The organism is Modicisalibacter ilicicola DSM 19980 (assembly GCF_900128925.1).
In the GTDB taxonomy this organism is placed as follows: domain Bacteria; phylum Pseudomonadota; class Gammaproteobacteria; order Pseudomonadales; family Halomonadaceae; genus Modicisalibacter; species Modicisalibacter ilicicola.
The window spans coordinates 32,557-51,579 of sequence record NZ_FQUJ01000020.1 but is presented as its reverse complement, the minus strand read 5'-3'; the positions used below and the strand labels follow the sequence as shown (position 1 = coordinate 51,579).

The window sequence follows — 19,023 nt, the reverse complement described above, 5'->3', positions numbered from 1 at the left end:
GCGAGCTCCTACAAAAGCCCAGATCTCGGGTGCTGGTGGGGGGCCCGACTCATCGGGCGATTCTGGCCAACCCCTCGCTCGCTGAAGCGAGCTCCCACAAAAGCCCAGATTTCGGGTCTGGTAGGAGCCCGATGCATCGGGCGATTCTGGCCAACTCCTCGCTCGCTGAAGCGAGCTCCCACAAAAGCCCAGATCTCGGGTCTGGTAGGAGCCCGATTCATCGGGCGATTCCGGCCAACCCCTCGCTCGCTGAAGCGAGCTCCCACAAAAGCCCAGATTTCGGGTGCTGGTGGGGGCCCGATTCATCGGGCGATGCCGCGCAGCGGCGCCGGCGGCGTCACGCCAATTTGCAATGGCCTTTAAAAAAAGACGAGGACCGACTACTCGGTCCTCGTAGCCTTGGCTTCATCATTTCGATGCCGGTGCCTATCTGCCCCGGGTCGGCGGGTTGTCTGCATCCATGTCGGCTTTCGAGATGTCCCGGTCCGCGGGCGTTTTCGGATCGGTCGGCGAATTCGGCATTGCGCCGGGCGCGCTGGTAGAAGAAGGACGCTGTGTCGACGAGGTGCTCGGTGTACTTGGAGCACTGCTGCTCGTGCTTGCGGAAGTGCTTGAGGCCGAGGATGAATCAGGTGCTTCCTGTTTCGCCCGTTCGGCCTTTTCGTGCACCTTGGCCTGAGCCTTGTCGGCGTGCTTCTGGCCTTCCTCGGCAGCACGGCCGACAGCCTTGTCGCGCATGTCTCCGAACTGTTCATCCTCGATTCGGGTCGAGGGTAGCAAGCTGCCCAAAGCGGCACCGATCGCTACGCCCAGGGCGCCTGCGACCAGAGGATGCTCCTGGATGAAGTGGGAGGTCTGGGCGCCGGCCCCTTGCGCCCGATACGACATGCTGTGCATGGCCGAGCGGGAGCCGCTTTTCATCTGGGAGGTTTTATCCCGCAGGTTGTCGGACATGCTCTGGGCGCCCCCTTTCACGCTGTCCGACATGTGCTGGGCCCGCCCTTTGACATTGCCGCCCATATGCTGGGCCTTCTCCTTGGCGGCACTCATCTTGCCTTGTCCACTGCCGTGCCGGGTAGTTTCCGGGTGGCCGGCCGGCCCCGTGGTGTGGGCAGCAGGCGGTACCTGGGTCGTGGGCGGCACTCGGGTAGAAGTGGTCGGTGTGGACGTCTCAGCCGGCACGGGGGGGTACGCCGCATGAGACGCCTCCTCACGGGGTCGAGTTCTGGGCGATCGATACGACGACTGGTTGGCGTTGCGTTGTGACAACATCAGCCAACCCAGCCCGATGCCGGTCAGCATCACCGGCACGGGATTCTGCTTGATGGATTCGCCGAGATTTCTGGCGAAATCGTTGGCACCGCCGCTGCGAACGTAATTCAGGGTGGTATTCACCAGTTCTTCAGGCGAAAACTTTTGTTCGAGTTCATGCAAGGTTTCGTCCAGGCGTTCGCGATGCTGTTCGATATCGGATTCGATTTCACCCGGGCTGCGCTGTTGGGTTTGGTCGTTCATTTCAGCTGCTCCTTGGCCTGGCCTTGATGGTGTTGCGCTAGCTGCTTGTCGTTGCGAACGCTGGCTATCGTCCGGTCGGGCTTGAGGTTGGTGGCCTTGAGCTTTTTCTTGCCGCTTTGCAGCATGATGAACCCGATAATGACCACGATACCGCCCACGATCAGTGCGGAGAGCCATGGTGTCGTCTCGGGAGGAAGCACCGTATTGAGTCCGAACACCGCCGCGGCAAGCAATACCAGAAAGCCGCACATCAATACGGCCCCCGCGGCAGCGATGGCACCGATGCCGGTTCCCGCCTGGGAAGCCTTCTCGGACATCTCGGCCTTGGTCAGCTCCACTTCGTTGCGGACCAGGGCCGTCACTTCGTGCGTCAGGTTAGAGATCAGCGTGCCGAAGGAAGAACTCTCGCGCGGGGTTCTGTTTTCTGTATCCATATCGTTTAGCCTCCCTGGCTAATTCCTTGATTGCGCCATCCGCTATCGGGTTGCTATCGCCATATCTATTGTCACTGACTCGGCAGAAACACGATTGTCATCAGGGGGGAGTGTTCGTGATGTCGTGCTCATTGGAAAGGGAAGTGGTAGAAAAGGAAGGGGTGTCCCGATTCCTTGCATTCGAGCTGTTGAGAAAGCGCGCCATCAGGAAGCCTGCGGCAACAGCACCGCCGATGAACACTGCGGGCTGGCGACGGCTATAATCCTGAACCTGGTTCATCAAGGTGCCCAGATCCTTTTCGCGCAATCGTTGCGAGATGGCATCCGTGCAGCGGGCGATGTTGTTGGCATAACCGGAAAAATAGTGCTGATCCTGCTGGTCGAATTCCTTGGCCATCTTGCGAAAGACCGAGGCGAACTTTTCCGCTTCATTCGCCGCCACTTCCTTTTGCTGATCGAACATGCCCTCGGCCTGCTGACGAGCGGCATCCTTGACCTCATGAGCCGACTGTCTCGTCCGTTCCCTGGCCTCGTCCTTGGCAGAAGATGACGAACTGGGGTCCGTTCGATTTTCCGGATCGATCATGTGAGCGTCTCCCTACTTGATCCAGGTTAATAACTCAGAGAAAACAATGAGCTTCCAGCTGCTCAAGCATGTTTTCATCTAGACACAATGAAATGTAGTTACTACACAATGGGTGTCAACCAGGTTTTGGCGACGATAATGAATGAAAAGCCGAGGGTCTTCGTTTCATTGCCCCTCGTTTGTCACCACCCTTCTTGGAGACTGCTCGGAAGTACCAAGAAAAACCTGCCTTCGAAAGGATTCGAACATGCGAAATGGAGAAAAGACTGATGATCCTCGCGGACGCGAGGCCGAGAAGCCTGCCCAGATACCCAGGAAAGGGTGGTGGGACATTGCCAAGCGCGTCAAGGAGGAGGTCGACAACGACCATGTCGCCATGATAGCTGCAGGCATCGCCTTTTATGGCCTGCTGGCAATCTTTCCCGCGATCGTTGCCCTCATCTCGATCTGGAGTCTCGTCTTCGATCCTCAGCAAATCACTCAGCAGATCGCCTCCGTGGGCAACCTTCTGCCTCAGCAGGCTGCCGATATCATCAATCAACAGGCGCGCAAGGCCAGCTCGAATGCCGGGGCCGGTATTGGTCTGGCGGCGCTGGGTGGATTGCTCCTCACGCTCTACAGCGCTTCCAAGGGCACCAAGGGATTGATGGAGGGATTGAACATCATCTATGACGAGCAGGAGGCGCGAGGGCTGCTCAAAAGAACGTTGGTGACGTTGCTCCTGACCCTGGGGGGCATGCTAGTGGCGATCGTCGCCTTGGGCAGCATCTTGCTCATACCGGCTCTCGTGAAGTTGCTGGGCTTGCCCGAGCCTCTTGCCACGCTCATCAACCTGGCGCGTTGGCTGCTGTTGCTGATCATGCTCATGGTGTCACTGGCCATTCTCTACCGTTACGCTGCGGATCGTGACGAACCGCGCTGGCAGTGGACGAGTGTCGGGGCTGTCGCCGGCGTCGTGCTCTGGTTGCTTGGGTCGATAGCCTTCTCGATCTACGTGCGCAATTTTGGTAGTTACAATGAAACCTACGGGTCGCTGGGCGCGGTGGTCATCCTGCTGATGTGGTTCTGGCTTTCGGCCTTCATCGTCTTGCTGGGCGCTGAACTCAACAGCGAAATGGAACGGCAGACGCGCCGAGATACCACGAAGGGCAAGCGTGAGCCCCTGGGAAAGCGCGGCGCCCATGCCGCGGACACGGTGGGCGAGAAGCGGTCTTGATCAAGCCTTCACGCTTGCAATGGTCCTGGAAGCGAGATGCCGGGCAAGCCCGGCATCCGTGTCTTGAACAGATCGAACTGAGGGCGTCAGAACTCTTCCCACTCGAGTTCCTGTTCCTCTTTCCTGGACTTGGCGGGCGCCTTCTTCTGCGCGATCTGCTTGCCGGCGGTCGAGGCGTGCGACGCCTGCTTCGCTGTCGCATCCGGCAGGGCTGCCGAGTGCTGGCGTGCGTTACCGAGAGCGGCAGGACGCCGCGCGGCCTCGTCGGCCAGGCGGAAGGTCGAGACCGCCTTCTCGAGCTGCTCGGCCTGTTCCTCGAGGGAGGAGGCGGCCGCGGCGGCTTCCTCGACCAGGGAGGCGTTCTGCTGGGTCACCTGATCCATCTGCGAGATCGCCTGGTTGACCTGCTCGATGCCGGAACTCTGTTCCTGGGAGGCGGCGGAGATCTCGTCCATGAGGTCGGTGACGCGGCGCACCGAGGCGACCACGTCTCGCATGGTGGCGCCGGCGCTTTCCACCAGGGTCGAGCCTTGCTGCACCTGGGCGGCAGAGGCTTCGATCAGTGCCTTGATCTCCTTGGCGGAATCCGCGCTGCGGCTGGCCAGGTTGCGCACCTCGGAGGCCACCACGGCGAAGCCGCGGCCCTGCTCGCCGGCGCGCGCCGCCTCGACGGAGGCGTTGAGCGCCAGGATGTTGGTCTGGAAGGCGATCGAGTCGATGACGCCGATGATGTCGGTGACCTGCTGGGAGCTGGCGGCGATGCCGTGCATGGTGGTGATCACCTGCTCGACCACTTCGCCTCCCTTGGTGGCCGCGCTGGAAGCTTCGTTGGCCAGGGTGTTGCCCTGACGGGCATTGTCGGCGTTCTGCTTCACCGTGGTGGTCAGCTCTTCCATGCTGGTGGCCGTCTCTTCCAGCGAGGCCGCCTGCTGCTCGGTACGTGACGAGAGATCGGTGTTGCCGCTGGCGATCTCCCGGGCGCCGATGTGGATCGAGCCGCTGCTGTCGCGCACCGTGGCGATGGTCTTCGATAGCCCGCCTTGCATCTCTTTCATGGCCGTGAACAGCTGGCCGATCTCGCTGCGGCCGTAATCGTCGATCTTGTGGGAGAGATCACCCCGGGCGATGTGCTCGAAGTGCTGCACGGCTTCCTGCAGCGGCCTGATCACGGCACGGACCATGCCCATGCGCACCAGCAGCACGATGCCGATGGCCAGGATCAGTACGACAAGCTGGACGACTTCAACGGTATCCGTGTAAGCCATGTGGTTATCCATCAATTCATTGCCACGATCATCTGCATAGCGCATGAATTCCTCGGTGACTTCTTCGAAATATGTTCTTAGCTCTTCGACTTTAGGTGCCAGGGCGCGAAAAGCTTCGATGTCTCCTTGCGCGAGTGCTGTGCGTTGTAGGTCGAGTCCCTGAGTCATGAGATTGTTATAAGCCTGCTCGATGACATCGGCAAACTTTTGCCTCTCTTTCTCCTTGGGTTCCGCGAGGTAGCTTGTGAAGAACTTATCTGCTTCAACGAACTCAGCTTCGGAGCCGGCAAGAGTTTTCTCGGCGTCCGTCGTGCGGCCTTGAGCTGTGTAATCGATGAACTCTTGAAAGTCCAGCATTGCATCGGCAATGCCAACCCGAGTGCGGTTGATAGCATTGAGTTGGTCCACATTGAGGCTATCGAGCTGGTCGATAGCCTGCTCACCCTCCTGATTAGTGATATAGCCCATTCCCGCTACACCCAGTATCAGCAAGGTGAACAGGGCAAGCACCAGGGTCAGGCCGGTCTTTACGGTGATATTGTGTATGAAGCGGCTCATGAGTCTTCCTTTCATTTCTTCTTTGTTGCAGAAAAAGAGGGTTTTATTGGTCCTGCTTTTCCAGGATCTTCACGGAACAAGTCTTCCATGAATCCTGGTTTTTTCATTGCGTACCTGTGCCACCCCTTGGCGAACGATGCTCGCCGGTCATAATGAATCCGGTGAAGAGTATCGGCCTGGCCAAGGCGATAGTGAATGTCTCGAATGTAAAACATTGCAAAAGCTTGATTTGCGTATCGATGGCGTCGTCCAGCCCTCCTATTTTTAATAAAATTACTTGATGAGATTGTAAAATTAATTCTTTGATCATGTTTTTCTCTGTCTCAAGGGCAGGTATCGACACGGGAGGAAAGGACTTTAGTTAATCAAAGTATAATTTGATTTATTTTTGCTATATGAAAATGCTCGGAAGGAGGATTTTTCGGGATAAGGCGACAACCTGTTGAAGCGACTGGTTTTCCTGTCTAGCCCCGGGAAGACGGTGATGAGTATTGTTCATCACAGGTTATGTGAATGTTTTGCCTTGAGGTTCTAGGCTTTGAATACACTCGAGAGCAGGAGGAAGGCTATGGAGTGGCTGAAGGAAATTTCGCGCTACCTCATCGACCGTCGCCTCAAGCTGGCCAGCGCGGAGTCCTGTACCGCGGGGCTGATCGTCTCGGAGCTGGCCAGTATCCCGGGTAGCGGCCAGGCGCTCGACTGCGGGCTGGTCGTCTACTCCCCGGAGGCCAAGAACCGTTATCTCGCGGTGAGCTACGAGACGATCGAGCGCTACGGCCTGACCTGCGAGGCCACCTCGCGGGAGATGGCCCTGGGGGCGCTGGACAACAACGATGCCGATGTCGCCATTGCCAATACCGGCATCGCCGGCCCCGATTCCCATGAGGGGATCCCGGTGGGGACGGTCTGTTTCGCCTGGGCGTTTCGCCACGAGGGCAAGAAATACCTCTACAGCGAGACGCGACGCTTCAGCGGCGACCGCAACGAGGTGCGCCTGGCGGCCGCCCATCATGCGCTGGCGCGCCTCGTACCGCTTCATCGCGGTGTGCTTGAAGGCAAGGCGCCGCCATTGTGACCATGGCGCGTTTTGGCATGAATTCGCCCATGGAAAGGGAACGTGAAGGGAGGCATTCGGGATGACCCAGGAGAGGGACGATATTCAAAAGCGCATCATCGACGAACTCGCCGTTCGGGCCTCGATCGACCCGAGGCAGGAGATCGAGCGTCGCTGCGAGTTCCTGTGCGAGCGCATGATTGCCACCGGCCAGCATGGGCTGGTGCTCGGCATCAGTGGCGGGGTCGATTCGACGGTGGCAGGGCGATTGGCCCAGATGGCCGTGGAGCGGGCGCGCGCGAAGGGCGTGAAGGCTCGTTTCTACGCCCAGCGCCTGCCCTATGGCGAGCAGCCCGACGAGCACGAGGCGCAAGCCGCCATCGACTTCATCGCCCCGGACGAGGTGTTGACGACGAACATCCAGCCGGCCAGCGATGCCATGCTCGATGCCCTGGAGAAGGGCGGTCTCGCCTTCGAGGACGAGCATCACCGGGACTTCGTGCTGGGCAACATCAAGGCGCGCCAGCGCATGATCGCCCAGTACGCCGTGGCCGGCGCGAAAGGGGCGCTGGTGGTGGGCACCGACCAGGCCGCCGAGGCGGTCATGGGGTTCTTCACCAAGCATGGCGATGGTGCCTGCGATCTCGCACCCATGACCGGTCTGACCAAGAGCCAGGTGCGTGAACTCGGGCGCGTCCTGGAAGCGCCGAGCGAACTCGTCGAGAAGACGCCGACGGCGGATCTCGAATCTCTCAAGCCCCAGCTTACCGACGAGGATGCCCTCGGGGTGAGTTACGCCGAGATCGACCGCTTCCTGCAGGGCCAGGCGGTGGGCGACGAGTCCTTCCGGACCATCATCGAGGCGTATCGCCGCACCGCCCATAAGCGGGAGTTGCCCGCTACCCCCTGAGCCTGTCTGATCGATCAAGCCATGGAGCTGGCGAACCATGAAAGAGATCAATATCGTGCTGGCCGCCGCCGGGGGGCTGATATTGCTGCTGGGGCTGCTGTCGCGGCCGATCGATCGTTCCTGGCTGTCGCCCCCGCTGCTGGCGTTCTGCCTGGGGGTGGCCCTTGGCCCCTTCGGGCTGAACGCGCTCGATCCCGCGGCCTGGGGTGACGAACAGCGTCTGCTCGAGGAGGCCACGCGCCTCACCCTGGGCATCAGCCTCATGGGAATCGCCTTGCGCCTGCCTGCCAGGTTCCCGTTCGAGCAGTGGCGCCCGCTGGCGGTGCTGCTGTGCATCGCCATGCCTGCCATGTTCCTGGTCAGTGCCTTGCTCGCTCACTGGGTCATCGGCGCCTCCCTGCTGGTGGCGCTGCTGATCGGGGCGAGCATCTGCGCCACGGACCCGGTCATCGCCTCGTCGATCGTCACCGGCGGCGTGGCCCGGAAGCACCTGCCCGGCGGCTTTCGGCACCTACTTTCCACCGAGTCCGGCGCCAACGACGGGCTGGCCTACCCGCTGGTATTGCTGCCCATCCTGCTCCTGACCAAGCCGACGCAAACCGCCTGGCTGGAGTGGTTCGCCATGGTCTGGCTCTGGGAAGTGGGCGGCAGCGTGCTGATCGGGGCGCTGCTCGGGTGGTGCGCAGGCGAGGCATTGAAGTGGGCGGAGCGCAGGCGCTTCTTCGACCAGCCGTCGTTTCTGGCGGTGACCCTGGCCCTGACGCTTCTGGTGCTCGGTGTGGGCAAGTTGCTGGGCACCGACAGCATCCTTGCGGTATTCGCCGCCGGGATCGCCTACGACCAACGGGTGGGCGGCAAGGATCGTGGCGAGGAAGAGAACGTGCAGGAGATGGTCAACCTGTTCTTCACCATGCCGGTGCTCGCCCTGTTCGGTCTGATGGCGCCGTGGCATGAATGGGCGGCCCTCGGATGGAGCGGCTTGCTGCTGGCCATACTCGTGCTGGTGCTGCGGCGTCTGCCCGCGATCCTGCTGCTCCGTCATTGGCTGCCGCCGGTGCGCGAGCGCAATATTGCACTGGTCATGGGCTGGTTCGGCCCGATCGGTGTCTCGGCGCTGTTCTATACCGTGCTGGCGGCCAGTCGCTCGGGGAACGACCTGGTGTGGGTCGTGGGCAGCCTGTGCGTGTTCGCCTCGATCGTTGCCCACGGGGTGACCGCCGCACCCTTCGCCCGGCTGTATGCCCGCCACGCCAAGACCTGATCAGAGGATGAACGGTGCAAACACTCGTGCTGTAGGTCATCACCACCGCCCTGTTCCTGGGGCGCGACCTTGACGGCGGTTTCCGCCTGGCTCGGGGTCGTGCTGACCCGCTTGATAGTGCCGTCGTGAGCCGTGTCCGTGGAATCTCGTGTAGACTGGTCCGTCATGTCATGCATCGGCCACGGGAGCATCAGCGTGTTGGAACCTGTCGATCGACAACGGCGTGAAAGGTTGCTCCAGGGGGTAGAGCAGGCCGGGCGTCAGGTGATGGCCATCTACCGGCGCGATTTCAGCGTCGAGTCCAAGGCCGACGATAGCCCCCTGACCGAGGCCGATCTGGTGGCTCACCGCTGCCTGATGGAACTGCTCCAGGACGTGCTGCCCGGCGTTCCCGTGCTCTCCGAGGAGTCCGATCTGGCGGCCTACGAGGTTCGCCGGCAATGGACGCGTTACTGGCTGATCGATCCCATCGACGGCACCAAGGAGTTCATCAAGCGCAACGGCGAATTCACCCTGAACGTGGCACTGATCGAGGGATGCGTGCCGCGCTTCGGGGTCGTGCATGCCCCTGCCCTAGGAACCACCTGGTGGGGGCAGCAGGGTGAGGGGGCGTTCAGGATCGACGATGGCCGGAGCCGAGCGATCGAGGCCCGCCAACTGCCCGACCCCGCGCAGGAACCCTGGAAGATCGTCGGCAGCCGCTCCCATGGCTCGGCGGCATTCGAGGCCTTCTGCCGGGCGTTGCCGGCCCACGAACGGGTGACCATGGGCAGTTCGCTCAAGCTGTGCCTGGTGGCCGAGGGGGCCGCCGATCTCTACCCGCGCCTGGTGCCGACCTGCGAGTGGGACACCGCCGCGGCCCACGCCGTGGTGCTCGCGGCAGGGGGCGACGTGCTGGAGGCGCAGACCCTCGCGCCGCTGCGCTACAACCGCAAGGAGAGCCTCTACAACCCCGATTTCATCGTCTGCAGGGGGCGGGACGAGCGCTGGATCGAGGCGCTTCGCACTGCGTTACGCTCGGTTGACATGTAGGTCAATTAGAAAGTCATTGTGTCGCAAGGTAACCGCGAGAGCGGATTGTGTGTTTCCTCGACAAACTGAGCTCTTTTTGCCTTCTTGTTTGCACCATCGCCGCGGCTGCCATGGCCCACAATGATTATCTCAAGTGGACCCTTTGCCGAGCAGCCCATGATCGCCAAGCCCCCTGTGGCGTATTCCCAGCGGTACTACGAAAAGACCCTGCTCAGTGCCAACCGCTTCCTGGGCCTGCCCAATCCGGTCTGGAGTTCGATCATTACCCTCATGCTCGGTTTGACGGGGTGGTTCGCCAGTGGCCTCGAGCTGTCGAAGTACATCTCGGAATACACGGTCTGGCTCGTCGGGGTGGCGATCCTGATCTGGGTGCTGCTGAAATGCATCACGCCGAGTCGTCGTCGACTCAAGCAGGCGGCCCTGGAAGAGCACCAGGCCGAGGTACTGCAAGTCGCCAGGCAGTACGGTATCGACCCGACCAGCGTACGCTTCGTCGACAGCGAAGAGGAGCGACAGGAGGTCGAATGCGGCCCGCTGCCCATGACGGCCAAATTGCCCTGATACCGACTTTTACCGATTCTTACCAATGACGCCTGGCCAGTGGCCAGGCGTCATTCGTTGACGCAGGGCGGCACGCCGATGCCTGCGCCTGCTTGCTATACGCCGACTTCGCCACCGTCCTTGCGCTGAATGACGATGGTGGAGGAGCGGGGCCGCACGGGGTTTCCCGAGGGGGTGGCCTGGGTGGCGTCTTCATCATGAGGCCAGTTGGCCGGATGCTGCACGTTGACGAAGATCGAGGTGTGATCCGGCGTGGCAGCAAAGCCGGTGATCTCACAGCCGTTGGGGCCCACCAGGAAGCGCTTGAGGTGTTCCTGGGTGCGCGTGTCGAGGGTGGTGGCATACCCCTCTCGGGTGGTCACCTGGGAGGGGATCACCGCCAGCATCTGATCGTTGGTGTACTCGGCGACGGCATTGTCGCTGTTGTCGGTCTGGATCCAGAGGATGCCGCGCGGGTCGAACATCAGCCCATCGGGGCTGGCGAACTGGTTGGCCTGGGTCAGCGCCGACCGGTTGATGTAGTCGGGGGCCTTGGCGTGGGCACCGAACACGAAGATCGTCCAGCGGAAACTGCCGTCGTCACCCTCGCGCCAGCGAATGATCTGGCCGTTTTCGTTACGCGGGCGGGGGTTGGGGGCATTGAGCTGGTCGATTTCTCGCTCGTCGTTGTTGGTCAGTGTCATGTAGACATCGCCATTGTGCGGGTCCACGTTGCCCCATTCCGGCCGGTCCATGGGCGTCGCTCCTACCAGGTCGGCGGCCCGGGCGGTATTGAGGATGATCTCCGGCAGCTCGCCCAGTTCCTTGCCCAGGGTACTGTAGTTCTGCTGGGTGGGGGCGTCGGGAGTCAGGGGAAGCCACTGGCCGGTGCCGTCGTCGTTGAAGCGGGCGACATGGAGCGTGCCCTTGTCCATGTACTTGGCGCCGGTGGCCAGCCGATCCCGGGGGTCGGCATCGGCGGGGTCCCAGTTGGCCTCGGAAACGAACTTGTAGATGTATTCGAAGCGGGCATCGTGGCCTGAATAGAACACCACCGGCTTGCCCGGTTCCAGCTTGCCCGGCCAGCATCCCTCGTGGCGAAAGCGCCCCAGGGCGGTGCGCTTGACGGCGCGACGTTGACCATCGAAGGGGTCGATCTCGACGATGTAGCCGAAGGTGCTGGCCTCGTTGCGATAATCTTCACGAGGGTCGTCGCCCCGTGGTGTCAGGTCGAAGCGGGCGAATTCGCCGTCCTTCTCGCTGCCATCGCCGGCGGCGGTTTCCCAGCCGTAACGCGACTGCTCGGTGGGGATTCCCAGGCGCTGCTGGTCCGCGGGAAGCGTCTCGGCGCGATTGACGAAGATGTCGGGCCAGTTTTCCTCGCAGGTCAGGTAGGTGCCCCAGGGCGTGTAGCCATTGCCGCAGTTGTTGTTGGTGCCTCGGGCCCGGGTTCCGTCCCTGGAAAAAGCCGTCTTGACGTGGTCCGTACCGGCCAGGGGGCCGGCCAGGTCCATCACGGTGGCGCTGGTGTAGCGACGATTGAGCGGGTCGTCGCTTGCGACGCTCCATCGGCCCTCCTTTTTGGTGATGCGCACCACGCTGACGCCGTGCGCATTGATCTCCTTGCGCACCTCGTCCGCCGGTCGCTGGCCCGTCTCGCTCTGGGTTGGCCCGTCGGGATGCAGGGCCCGCTGGTCGATGTATTCGTTGTTGACCAGCAAAAGGCCATCGTCGGAGCGGCCATCGATGGGGAAGAAATGCATGCCATCGTGGTGCATGCCCACGGCATTGGCCTGGTCTTCCGCGCTGTTGGTGCCGTCTTCCTTCCAGGCATTGGCCTGGCCGTTCAAGGGCGTGCCCCAGGGCGCGAGTATCGTTGCGGTGTACCCCTCGGGTACCACGACCGCGTCGGTCTTCGAGCCCGGCACCGGCTCGAAACGCAACCGGGTATTGCGGGCCCCGGTGTCGGGGAAGGCTCGCTTCGGGTCGTCGCCTGGCGAGTCCGCCCGGGCCAGGCCCAGATTGCCGAACAGTGTCGCGGCGGCCAGCCCCAGCCCGCCCTGCATGACGTGGCGACGCGTCCAGCTACGCTCGAGAATGGACGAGAATGGCTCGTTGTCGCTCGGGTTGTAGCTGGGTTCGTTGTCGAATTCGCTCATGGCTCTCTCCCTGGGTCACGATGTCGTCAGGGAATTACCCTAGCGAGAGAAAATGACGATTTACTTACGTCTTGTCTTCAATCGTCGGGCGGGAGCCCGAGGCGCGATTCGGCCAGGCGCCGGCACGCGTGGAGCCTGTCGCTGATGGTCACGTGGTAGGTTCGGGTCTCGACGAGGCTGCGCAACTCCGGGGGCAGGCGCGAGACGCTGTCGAGGCTGGCTTCCCGGGCGGCATCGGGGGAGGCCATCGCTGCCTCCTGGAAGTCGCCTTGCAGGACGATGGGTTGCAACAGCGCGGTGCCGGGTGCCTGTTCGTCGCGCAAGGTCAGGTGATCGCAGCGATAGCTGCCGTCTGCCTCCTGCTCGCGGTAGATCTGCTTGCGCCCGGGCAGGGAGTGCTTGCCCGGGGAGTGCTTGAGGCGCGGCTCGCCGGCGTACTCGGTCAACTTGTAGGCGAGTTCCAGGCAAGGGGAGTCGCTCGACGCGCCCAGCGAGGTGCCGACGCCGAAGCCGTCGATGGGCGCTTCGTTGACTACCAGTTCGCGGATGCTGTGCTCGTTGAGACCGCCGCTGGCAATGATCTTGATGTCCTGGTGGCCGGCCTCGTCGAGCAGGTGACGGCAGGTCTTGGCCAGGTATTCGAGGTCCCCGGAGTCCAGCCGGATGGCGCCGATGTCCAGCGAGGAGTCCTCCGCCATGCGCTCGATGAGCCGCTTGACCGCGGCAACGGTGTCGTAGGTATCCACCAGCAGGGTGGTACCGGGGTAGTGGCGAGCGAAGGCCAGCAGGGCATCGTCTTCCTTGCCGTGGGCCTGGACGTAGCTGTGCGCCATGGTGCCCTGGGCGGAAAGCCCGTGGGTCACCGACCCCAGCACGTTGCTGGTTCCGGTCAGGCCGGCGACATGGTAGGCCCGCACGCCGCGCACGGCGGCATCGATGCCATGCATGCGACGCATGCCGAAATCCACCACGCCGCGCCCCTGGGCGGCATTGACCAGCCGGCTGGCCTTGGAGGCGAGGACGGTTTCGAGATGCACGTAGTTCATGACCAGGCTTTCGAGCAGCTGAGCCTCGGCGATAGGGGCCTCCACCTCGAGCAGCGGCTCCTGGGGGAACACCGGCGTTCCTTCCTGTACCGCGTGGATGTCGCCGCTGAAGCGAAAACCGGCCAGCCACTCGAGGAAGCCTTCCTCGAAGAGGTTCAGGCTGCGCAGCTTGTCGATCTGACGTTCGCCAAAGCGCAGCTGGGTAACCAGGCGTGCCACGTGCTGCTGGCCGCAGGCGAGCATGTAGTTGCGCCCCTGGGGCAAGCTGCGAAAGAACAGGCTGAAGGTGGCCCTCTCGTTCATTCCCTCGGCCCAGTAGGCCTGGATCATGGTGAGCTCGTAGAGATCGACGAGCAGGCCCAGATCCTCTTCCTGAACCAATGCTTCCTGGGGCATCGTGACAGGCTCCTTTTGGTGGTGCGTCATGGGTCCGGTCCTAGGCGCCGTATGGGCAAGCGCAGACACTTTTCAGGCATGCCTAGTCATGTATGGGCGGTGGACCGGAAATGCTAGGGGGGTCGGAGCGCGTTCCCGTCGGATTTCTCAGTTCCCGCCAGGCCGAATAGGTGCTCAGGAATACTCGCCCGGTCAGCGCCTCGATCAAATCGGAGCGCGTGAGGCGGTCCATCACCGGGCCCTTGACCTCCGCCAGGTGCAGCGTGACCTCGGAATCCTTGAGCCGGGAGTTGATCGCCTTGAGGCTCTCCAGGGCCGAGGCATCGATCAGGTTGACCGCCGAGCAGATCAGCACCACATGGTCGATGTCCGGGCGGGAGGCGATCAGATCGTAGAGGGTGTCCTCGAGATAGCGGGCATTGGCGAAATAGAGGCTCTCGTCGATGCGCAGCAGGGCGATGTGCTTGTCGCTCTCGACCCGGTGGCGCGCCGTGTTGCGGAAATGCTCGGTACCGGGCACCCGGCCCACCAGCGCGCTGTGGGGGCGGCTGGTGCGATACAGGAAGAGGGCGATCGACAGCCCGACCCCGGCGAGGATGCCCGCCTCGACCCCCTCGACCAGCGTGAAGAGCAGCGTGGCCAGCAGGGCGGCGAAATCACTACGGGAATAGCGCCAGGTGTGGCGCAGGGCCTCGAGGTCGACGAGGGTGAGAATCGATACCGTGATGATCGCGGCCAGGGTCGCGATGGGTAGATGATGAATCAGGTGCGTGAAGAACAGCGTCACGATGGCGATGCCGACGGCGGCGAACACCCCGGCAGCCGGGGTGCGGGCCCCGGCGTCGAAATTGATCACGGTGCGCGACAGCCCACCGGTCACCGGCATGCCGCCGGTGAAGGCGGCGGCCAGGTTGGAGGTGCCCAGCCCGAGCAGCTCCTGGTCCGGGGAGATGCGTTCGCGGCGCTTGGCGGCGAGCATCTGGCCCATCGATACCGACTCGACGAAACCCACCACGCTGATCAGCAGTGCAGGGACCCAGAGCTCGCGCCAGAGCGGCAGGTCGAAGGGCGGCAGGGTCAAGGGTGGCAGGCCGCTGGGGACCTCGCCGACCACGGCCACGCCGGATTTGGCCAGCGCGAAGTACCAGGCGATCAGCGTCGTCAGGACCACGGCGAAGACCGGCCCGGCCCGGGTCATCAGCCTGGCCAGCTTGTCGGGCAGGCCCAGGCGAGTCAGGAAGGGCGTTGCATAGCGGCGCGTCACGATCAGGAACAGCAGCGTGCCGGCGCCGATCGCGAGGGTGGGTAGGTGCAGCTCGGGCAGGTTGGCAAACAGGCTGCCGAGCAGGGCCGGCAGGGTGAAGCCGGCGGAGTCGATGCCCAGCAGATGGGCGGCCTGGCTGGCCGCGATCAGCAGGCCCGAGGCGGTCAGGAAGCCTGAAATCACCGGATGGCTGAGGAAGTTGGCAAAGAAACCCAGCCGCAGCAGGCCCATGACAGTCAGCATCGCCCCGGATAGCAGGGCCAGTAGCAGGGCGGCCTCGACATACTCGGCGGAGCCCGGCTCGGCGATGCCGGACAGGGCTGCCGCGGTCATCAGCGCCAGAATCGCCACCGGTCCCACCGCCAGTGTGCGGCTGGAGCCGAACACGGCATAGACGAACAGCGGCAGGATGCTGGCATACAACCCCACGACGGCGGGCAAGCCCGCCAGCAGGGCATAAGCCAGGGATTGCGGAATGACCATCGCTGTCACGATCAGACCGGCCAACAGGTCGTGACTGAACAGGGTGCGTTGGTAATGGGGTAACCAGGAGAGTATCGGCAGATAACGCTTGAGCATCCGCTTCTCGCAGCAAGAGTGTCGTTGACCGGGTTTTTTCAAGCATGATGAGGGGTTGGCCCAAGGGGTGCAAGGCAGGCTCGCCATCGCTATTTGAGGCGTTTACGTTGAAGAAAGCCAACGCGAAGATTGACACTTTCAAGTGTTCTTGCGCTTGGTTCCAGGGCACGCTGGGAAGACCAGTGCTTCGACCGCTGCCTTCAACCAACCGCCAGCCATCGACAGGAGCCCGCCATGCTGAGTCTCGACCCCCATGCCGCCGCGACACACAAGGGTGCCCAGGAGGACGGCGATGCTCAGTCTCCCAGCACCGCCTACTGGATGCCGTTCACCGCCAACCGGGACTTTCGCCAGACACCGCGGATGGTGGTCGGGGCGGAAGGCCGCTACCTGATCGACGATCAGGGGCGCCGCCTGTTCGATTCGCTTTCGGGGCTGTGGTGCTGCGGCGCCGGCCACAATCGTGAGGAGATCCAGCAGGCCGTGGCTCGCCAGCTTGGCACGCTGGATTATGCCCCGGGTTTCCAGGTCGGCCACCCGCTGGCCTTCCGGCTCGCCGAGCGCATCGCGGCATTGGCCCCGGACGGCCTCGACCATGTCTTCTTCACCAATTCCGGCTCGGAGAGCGCCGACACCGCGCTGAAGATGGCACGGGCCTACTGGCGGCTGAAGGGCAAGCCCGAGAAGACCCGCATCGTCGGGCGCATCAAGGGCTATCATGGCGTCAATGTGGGCGGCACCAGCGCCGGAGGCATGGTCGCCAATCGCAAGCACTACGGGCAACTGCTCGACGTGACGCATCTGCCGCACACCCTGCAGCCCCAGCTGGCCTTCACCCGGGGCCAGGCCGAGACCGGCGCCGAACTCGCCGACGCATTGCTGGATCAGATCGCCCTGAACGATGCTTCCAACATCGCCGCGGTGATCGTCGAGCCGATGTCCGGCTCGGCGGGAGTGATCGTGCCGCCCAAGGGCTATCTCGAGCGCCTGCGGGCTATCTGCGACCAGCATGACATCCTGCTGATCTTCGACGAGGTCATTACCGCCTTCGGGCGCTGTGGTGCCACGACCGGCGCCGAGGCCTTCGGCGTGGTACCGGACATCATGAACGTGGCCAAGCAGATCACCAATGGCGCCGTGCCGATGGGGGCGGTGATCGCCTCGAGCGAGATCTTCGAGACCTTCATGCACGCCGGGGGGGCGCAACATGCCATCGAGTTTCCCCATGGCTATACCTACAGCGCCCATCCCGTGGCCTGTGCCGCCGGTCTCGCCGCCCTGGAGCTGTTCGAGCGCGAGGATTTTCCCGGCCAGGTGCGGGCCATCGCCCCGGCCTTCGAGTCGCGCCTGCATGCCCTGCAGGGGCGCAATCACGTCGTGGACATCCGCAATTACGGCCTGGCGGGCGCCATTCAGCTGGCTCCCCGGGAGGGCGATCCGACGATACGGCCGAGGGACGCGGCGATCGCGCTGTGGGATGCCGGCTTCTACGTGCGCTACGGTGGCGACACCCTGCAGTTCGGACCGCCGTTTTCCTCGACCGACACGGAACTCGAGAACCTCTTCGACGCCGTTGCCACGGTCCTCGATCGACTGAACTGAACGCATACCCGCACTCGACAAACACCAAGGAGACGTCATGGAGCAGGTGTTTCATCTGATCGGTGGTGAGCGGATCGCTGCCACCGGTGCAACGCTGGATATCACCAACCCCGCCACCGGCCAGGTCATCCGTCGGGCGCCGGAGGGCGATGCGGCGACGGTGCAGCAGGCCATCGAAGCCGCCAAGGCAGCCTTCCCGGCCTGGCGCGATACGCCGCCGGCCAGGCGCGCCCAGGTCATGTACCGTTTCAAGCAGCTGCTGGAAGCGCATGCCGAGCGCCTGACCCGCCTGATCAGCGAAGAGCATGGCAAGACCGTCGAGGACGCCCTGGGCGAGCTGCGTCGCGGCATCGAGAACGTGGAATATGCCTGTGGCGTGCCGGAGCTGCTCAAGGGGGAGTATTCCCACAATGCCGGCCCGGGCATCGATGCCTGGTCCAACTTCCAGCCTCTCGGCGTGGTGGCGGGCATCACGCCGTTCAATTTTCCGGCCATGGTGCCATTGTGGATGTACCCCATGGCGATCGCCTGTGGCAATGCCTTCATCCTCAAGCCTTCGGAAAAGGACCCGTCCTCGGCGCTGGCGATCGCCGAACTGCTGGAAGAGGCCGGCCTGCCCCGGGGCATCCTCAATGTCGTGCACGGCGGCCGCGAGGCGGTGGAGGCCCTGCTCGACGCGCCGGAGGTCAAGGCGCTCTCCTTCGTCGGTTCCACCCCGGTCGCCCACGCCATCTATTCTCGCGGCTGTGCCAATGGCAAGCGGGTTCAGGCGCTGGGCGGGGCGAAGAATCATGCCGTGCTGCTGCCCGATGCGGACATCGACAATGCGGCCAACACCCTGATGGGGGCTGCCTACGGCAGCTGTGGCGAGCGCTGCATGGCGATCTCGGTGGCGGTCTGTGTCGGCGACGAGACCGCCGAACGGCTGATCGAGGCGATGCGCCCGAAGATCGCCGCCCTCAAGGTCGGCCCGGGCACCGAGAAGGGCATGGACATGGGGCCGTTGATCACCGCCGACCAGCGCGACAAGGTGCTGGGCTATATCGAGGATGGCATTCGTTCCGGCGCGACCCTGGTGGCCGATGGTCGTGAGCTGACGGTGGCGGGGCACGAGGAGGGGTTCTTCGTCGGTGGCTGCCTGTTCGATCACGTGACTCGCGACATGCGCATCTACCAGGAAGAGATCTTCGGGCCGGTCCTCTGCGTGGTCCGGGTCGATAGCCTGGATGCCGCCATCGAGCTGATCAATGCCCACGAGTACGGTAACGGCACCTGCCTGTTCACCCGGGATGGTGAGGCGGCACGCCGCTTTGCCGACAGCATCGAGGTGGGCATGGTGGGGATCAACGTGCCGTTGCCGGTCCCGGTGGCCTTCCACAGTTTCGGTGGCTGGAAACGTTCGCTGTTCGGTGACCTCCACGCCTACGGACCCGACGCCGTGCGCTTCTATACCCGTCGCAAGGCGGTCTCGCAGCGCTGGCCATCCTCCTTCGAGACCGCCCACGCCGAGTTTCACTTCCCCTCCGGCAGCCACTGAGTCTCCCTCCCCGGCATGCCCTTGGTAGCCCCCGATCCTCTCGGGGGCTACCCGCTCGCGTCTCCCCGC

At 63.2% G+C, this 19,023-nt stretch carries 16 protein-coding genes; 8 read left to right on the top strand and 8 right to left on the bottom strand.

The genetic code is table 11. The annotated features are described in order from the left end of the window. Positions 1 to 426: 426 nt before the first annotated feature. The 3 genes from BUA41_RS17155 to BUA41_RS17145 form a co-directional block, all read right to left on the bottom strand. Entirely contained in the window at positions 427 to 1,515 is a 1,089-nt protein-coding gene (locus BUA41_RS17155) for a DUF3618 domain-containing protein (RefSeq protein WP_072825131.1), read from the bottom strand. After that, positions 1,512 to 1,949 (bottom strand): phage holin family protein, encoded by a 438-nt coding sequence (locus tag BUA41_RS17150; RefSeq protein WP_072825128.1) that lies wholly within the window; start codon positions 1,947 to 1,949, stop codon positions 1,512 to 1,514. The genes BUA41_RS17155 and BUA41_RS17150 overlap by 4 nt, the downstream gene beginning before the upstream one ends. Positions 1,950 to 2,049: 100 nt before the next feature. Further along, the gene (locus BUA41_RS17145; protein ID WP_072825126.1) at positions 2,050 to 2,535 is read right to left on the bottom strand and encodes a hypothetical protein; all 486 of its coding nucleotides are present in this window, start codon (positions 2,533 to 2,535) and stop codon (positions 2,050 to 2,052) included. Positions 2,536 to 2,782: 247 nt separating this feature from the next. Here BUA41_RS17145 and BUA41_RS17140 point away from each other — a divergent pair, with 247 nt between their 5' ends. Beyond that, complete coding sequence (locus tag BUA41_RS17140; RefSeq protein WP_072825124.1) at positions 2,783 to 3,751, top strand: YihY/virulence factor BrkB family protein; 969 nt, start codon at positions 2,783 to 2,785, stop codon at positions 3,749 to 3,751. A gap of 86 nt (positions 3,752 to 3,837) precedes the next feature. On the opposite strand, the gene BUA41_RS17135 is transcribed toward BUA41_RS17140, so the two are convergent. Together BUA41_RS17135 and BUA41_RS17130 are read right to left on the bottom strand one after the other, a co-directional pair. Further along, positions 3,838 to 5,574, bottom strand: a complete 1,737-nt coding sequence (locus BUA41_RS17135) for a methyl-accepting chemotaxis protein (protein WP_072825122.1) — start codon at positions 5,572 to 5,574, stop codon at positions 3,838 to 3,840. A 103-nt stretch (positions 5,575 to 5,677) separates the two neighbouring features. Further along, positions 5,678 to 5,884 carry a hypothetical protein gene (locus BUA41_RS17130; RefSeq protein WP_072825120.1) on the bottom strand — a complete coding sequence of 69 codons (207 nt, stop codon included), beginning with the start codon at positions 5,882 to 5,884 and terminating at the stop codon, positions 5,678 to 5,680. A 258-nt stretch (positions 5,885 to 6,142) separates the two neighbouring features. On the opposite strand from BUA41_RS17130, the gene BUA41_RS17125 reads away from it, so the two are divergent. The 5 genes from BUA41_RS17125 to BUA41_RS17105 all read left to right on the top strand — a co-directional run bounded on the left by BUA41_RS17125 (position 6,143) and on the right by BUA41_RS17105 (position 10,392). Continuing rightward, a complete protein-coding gene (locus BUA41_RS17125; protein WP_072825119.1) occupies positions 6,143 to 6,649 on the top strand; it encodes a CinA family protein in 507 nt (168 codons plus the stop codon). 61 nt (positions 6,650 to 6,710) lie between these two features. Then, the gene (gene nadE, locus BUA41_RS17120; RefSeq protein WP_072825117.1) at positions 6,711 to 7,538 is read left to right on the top strand and encodes an NAD(+) synthase; all 828 of its coding nucleotides are present in this window, start codon (positions 6,711 to 6,713) and stop codon (positions 7,536 to 7,538) included. 37 nt (positions 7,539 to 7,575) lie between these two features. Continuing rightward, the gene (locus BUA41_RS17115; protein WP_072825115.1) at positions 7,576 to 8,799 is read left to right on the top strand and encodes a cation:proton antiporter domain-containing protein; all 1,224 of its coding nucleotides are present in this window, start codon (positions 7,576 to 7,578) and stop codon (positions 8,797 to 8,799) included. A 195-nt stretch (positions 8,800 to 8,994) separates the two neighbouring features. Beyond that, the gene (gene cysQ / locus BUA41_RS17110; protein WP_245791950.1) at positions 8,995 to 9,831 is read left to right on the top strand and encodes a 3'(2'),5'-bisphosphate nucleotidase CysQ; all 837 of its coding nucleotides are present in this window, start codon (positions 8,995 to 8,997) and stop codon (positions 9,829 to 9,831) included. Between the two features lie 156 nt (positions 9,832 to 9,987). Beyond that, positions 9,988 to 10,392 (top strand): hypothetical protein, encoded by a 405-nt coding sequence (locus BUA41_RS17105; protein ID WP_072825111.1) that lies wholly within the window; start codon positions 9,988 to 9,990, stop codon positions 10,390 to 10,392. A 95-nt stretch (positions 10,393 to 10,487) separates the two neighbouring features. On the opposite strand, the gene BUA41_RS17100 is transcribed toward BUA41_RS17105, so the two are convergent. The 3 genes from BUA41_RS17100 to BUA41_RS17090 form a co-directional block, all read right to left on the bottom strand. Continuing rightward, positions 10,488 to 12,530 (bottom strand): PhoX family protein, encoded by a 2,043-nt coding sequence (locus tag BUA41_RS17100; protein ID WP_072825109.1) that lies wholly within the window; start codon positions 12,528 to 12,530, stop codon positions 10,488 to 10,490. A gap of 77 nt (positions 12,531 to 12,607) precedes the next feature. Then, positions 12,608 to 13,972, bottom strand: a complete 1,365-nt coding sequence (locus tag BUA41_RS17095; RefSeq protein ID WP_084671785.1) for a nicotinate phosphoribosyltransferase — start codon at positions 13,970 to 13,972, stop codon at positions 12,608 to 12,610. A gap of 82 nt (positions 13,973 to 14,054) precedes the next feature. After that, positions 14,055 to 15,815, bottom strand: a complete 1,761-nt coding sequence (locus BUA41_RS17090) for a SulP family inorganic anion transporter (RefSeq protein ID WP_072825107.1) — start codon at positions 15,813 to 15,815, stop codon at positions 14,055 to 14,057. Between the two features lie 234 nt (positions 15,816 to 16,049). On the opposite strand from BUA41_RS17090, the gene aptA reads away from it, so the two are divergent. Then, positions 16,050 to 17,417 carry an omega-aminotransferase AptA gene (aptA, locus tag BUA41_RS17085; protein ID WP_072825105.1) on the top strand — a complete coding sequence of 456 codons (1,368 nt, stop codon included), beginning with the start codon at positions 16,050 to 16,052 and terminating at the stop codon, positions 17,415 to 17,417. Between the two features lie 37 nt (positions 17,418 to 17,454). After that, a complete protein-coding gene (locus BUA41_RS17080) occupies positions 17,455 to 18,954 on the top strand; it encodes a CoA-acylating methylmalonate-semialdehyde dehydrogenase (RefSeq protein ID WP_072825103.1) in 1,500 nt (499 codons plus the stop codon). Positions 18,955 to 19,023: the final 69 nt, after the last annotated feature.